The following is a 3,732-nucleotide window of genomic DNA, read 5'->3' as shown; positions in this document are numbered from 1 at the left end:
AATTCATTTTTATTGAACCATGACAAATCGAAATTTTTATCAAAGTATTCTTTTTTGGTTTTTACGTTTTCCTGCTTTTTGATTTCGCCTAGAGAAACAATCCAATTTTCTATCACCTGAGAAAATGCTTCAGAAGTTTGAGCCTCTTCAACTTTTGGTAAGATTTGAAACAATTGTTCATCCCAGTTTTTGCTTCCATCAGTGACATTTGGGTGATAATATTTTAAAAAGCCCCAAACTTTGCATGTCGCAGCTAACTTTTGAGTTTCAGTTATTGGTTTGGAAAAAGAAATTTGAAATAATAAAACAAAAGCAATTAGTAGTGTTTTTTTCATTTAAGATCTGTGGTTTTTGGTTTCGGTTAGTTAGTAGTTTTTTTTTAGACTTGTTCAAAAATGGTTTTAAATTGATACAGGATTCTTTCGATTAAACGCAGATCTTCGGTTACAATTTCTGCGCTTCCTTTCATTTCCTGCTGGAAAGCAATTTGTTTATCGTATGATGTTTTCAGGCCTTTTGGAAGTGCAACATCTATTAGCAGATTTCCATCTTTATCTGGCACTAACGAAATGTTTTTAATTTCGCCTTTTAAAACACCAAATTCGCGGTCTGGATAATTTGCCAAGCGAATATTGACCTTTTGTCCCACTTTTATTTTACCTGAATTTAAAGCTGGTGCTTTCACTTTACCAATAAAACTATTTTTTGCATCTGGAATAATTGAAAATACATTGTCGCCAACATTTATGGTCTGATTTTCATTCCAAACTTGTAAAAATGTAACCTTTCCGCTAATTGATGATTTTAGCGCATATGCCAGTTCCCAATCTCTTATTACTTTTTTTAACTGATAAAAGGATTGTGAAACATTACGGCCAAGATTAACCTCTTCTTTAGTGCTGTTTATTTGCAGATTCTGGCTTGATTTTGTGTTATCAATCAAAGAAGACCTTAATTGAGAAATCGATGACAACAAGCTTCTATAATTCTTTTGCGCTTGAAGGAAAGTCAATTTTTTAACTTCCATTTCTTGAGCAGAAATAATTCCTTTGTTGAATAGCGTTTCAAAACGTGCGACTTCGTTTTTCTGAAGTTCCAATTCTCGCTCATTAATCACCTTTTGTTGCTGCAAGATTTCTAACCTTTCTGTTATCTGAATTTTTTCAGACTGTTGCGCTCTGGTTTCGACCTGAAAAGGATGCAGATCTTTATTTAATTCCTGCGCCTGATAATCTTTCTGAAATGCTGCATACGCGCTTTCGATTTCCCCCAGTTGTGTGTTTTTCAATAACTCAAAAGGGAACTCTTTTTTAGTGTTATTGATATCATATTTATCAACAATGCCTTTCAATAAAAAAACATCTTTATAATTGGCTGTGTTTTCAATAATAGCCAATGTGCTGTTCTTTTCTACCAATGTTTTATTCTTTACCAAAATTGCTTCAATTCGTCCAGAAGATTTTGATACGATTTTCTCTGGAGGAATATTAGTGGTAATTACAATTTCAGTTTTTACGACATCGGGATATTTGACAAACCAAGAAACAAAAAACAGCATAATGATTATGGCAAAAATCAAGACTGTCCCCCATCGTATCATCCAATGCGGTACTTTGGTCAGGATGTCCTGAACCTCTTCGCTTCTTAATTCAAATGTATCTTCGTTCATAATTAATTCCCTAATTGCAATTGGTTTCTAACCAATTCAAAATAATTTCCTTTTTGTTCTACCAATGCCGAATGGCTTCCAATTTCGATGATTTTTCCTTTGTCCAAAACCACAATCTGATCAGCATTCATTACAGTGCTCAATCTGTGCGCAATTACCACAACCGTTTTATCTTTAAAAAAAATGTCAAGCTTTTTCATGATCGCCTTTTCATTATTAGCATCTAATGCCGAAGTTGCTTCATCAAAAAATAAAATTTCCGGGTTTTTATAAACTGCTCTCGCAATTAATAATCGTTGTTTCTGCCCAGTGCTCATTCCTAATCCTTCTGCTCCAATTTTGGTGTTAAAACCTAAAGGAAGCTCGCTGATGTATTCTTTTATGTTCGCTACATCTGCTGCGTAAAGCAATTTTTCTTTATCAATTTTATCTACCCCAAAAGCAATATTATTGGCAATTGTATCGCTAAAAATAAAACCTTCTTGCATTACAGCTCCAATATTAGACCTCCATGCATTTTGCGATATATTTTTTAGTTGTGAGCTTCCAATCAAGACCTCTCCTTTTTCGGGTTCGTAGAACTTGAGAAGCAATTTCATCAAGGTCGTTTTTCCGCTTCCGCTAACTCCTACTATTGCAGTTACTTTATTGCACGGAATTATTAAATTTAAATTGTCTAAAACAGGAACATCTGAACCTAAATATCTAAAAGAAAGATTTTTAATTTCGATATCTACATTTTGCGGAACTTCGTTTGTTTGATTGATTTCTTGCTGGACTTCATCTTCTTTCTCATGAATTTCGGACAATCTGGCCAATGAAATTTTCGCATCCTGCAATTCTCTCACAAATTCAATTAATTGTGTAATAGGACCATTTAAACTCCCCACAATGGCACTTATGGCCAACATCATACCTAAAGTTATAGATCCGTCAATTACTAACTTGGCAGATAGAAAAATGATAAATATATTCTTTAATTCATTAATAATGGAAGAACCAATTGTTTGCGTCTGTTCTAAAACCAATCCTTTTATCGAAACCCTAAAAAGTCTTGCCTGTACATACTCCCAGCCCCAACGTTTTTGCTTTTCGGCATTATGAAGTTTGATTTCCTGCATTCCGTTTATAAGCTCCATTACTTTACTTTGCTCATTTGAAACTTCTGCAAATCGTTTATAATCTAGAATTTCTCTCCTTTTTAAAAACAAAACTATCCAGCCAAAATAAAGCACACTTCCTGCAAAGAAGACTAAAAAAATCTGCAGATTGAAATAGGCCAAAACAGCTCCCATAACAAACATATTGATTACAGAAAATAGTACATTAAGCGATGATGTAGTTAGTATTTTTTCAATTCGGCGATGATCATTTATTCGCTGCATAATATCTCCTGTCATTCTCACATCAAAAAAAGAAATAGGCAGATTCATTAATTTAATAAAGAAATCTGAGATAAGAGAAATATTGATTCTAGTTGATAAATGCAATAAAATCCAACTTCTAATGAGTTCTAATCCTGTTCTTCCTGCAAAAACAAAAAGCATTGCAAAAAGAATCAAATAGATAAAATGAATGTTCTGATTCTGTATTCCGACATCAACAATACTCTGTGTTAGAAACGGAAAAATTAGATTGAGTAAACTGCTCGCAAAAAGACCAACTGCAAGCTGAATAAGAAATGATTTGTATTGAAATAAATATTGAAAAAGAAACTTAAATCCTAATCCAGAATTTTCTTCTTTATCAAAATCAGATTGGAAAAAACTTGGTGTTGCTTCGATCAGCAATGCAATTCCTTCTTTTGTTTCATCATCGGCATTATTGCCTATCCAAAACTTCACAAACTCTTCTCTACTATATTCCAAAAGACCAAAAGCGGGATCAGAAATATAATATTTGCCTTTTTTTATTTTATAGAGCACTACATAATGATCGTTATTCCAGTGTAAAATACAAGGCAGTGGGGCTTCTTCAATTCTTTTTACAGAAAGTTTTACTCCTAAAGTTCTAAATCCGATTTTTTCGGCAGCATCGCTCAGAAAAAGCAAATTACTTCCTTC

At 33.3% G+C, this 3,732-nt stretch carries 2 protein-coding genes and 1 pseudogene; all 3 read right to left on the bottom strand.

Annotation, left to right across the window (positions count from 1 at the left end):
• Positions 1-335, bottom strand: a pseudogene (locus B3J44_RS16625) (peptidase S41); the annotation flags it as partial.
• Between the two features lie 44 nt (positions 336-379).
• A complete protein-coding gene (locus tag B3J44_RS16620) occupies positions 380-1,669 on the bottom strand; it encodes an HlyD family secretion protein (RefSeq protein ID WP_198854827.1) in 1,290 nt (429 codons plus the stop codon).
• 2 nt (positions 1,670-1,671) lie between these two features.
• Positions 1,672-3,732, bottom strand: a 2,061-nt coding sequence (locus B3J44_RS16615) for a peptidase domain-containing ABC transporter (RefSeq protein ID WP_286969758.1), incomplete at its 5' end; no start/stop codon positions are given.

This window comes from Flavobacterium sp. UBA4854, assembly GCF_002399805.1.
GTDB classification, from domain to species: Bacteria; Bacteroidota; Bacteroidia; order Flavobacteriales; family Flavobacteriaceae; genus Flavobacterium; species Flavobacterium ginsengisoli.
The sequence above is the reverse complement of the archived record's forward strand: the minus strand, read 5'-3'. Positions and strand labels throughout refer to the sequence as shown.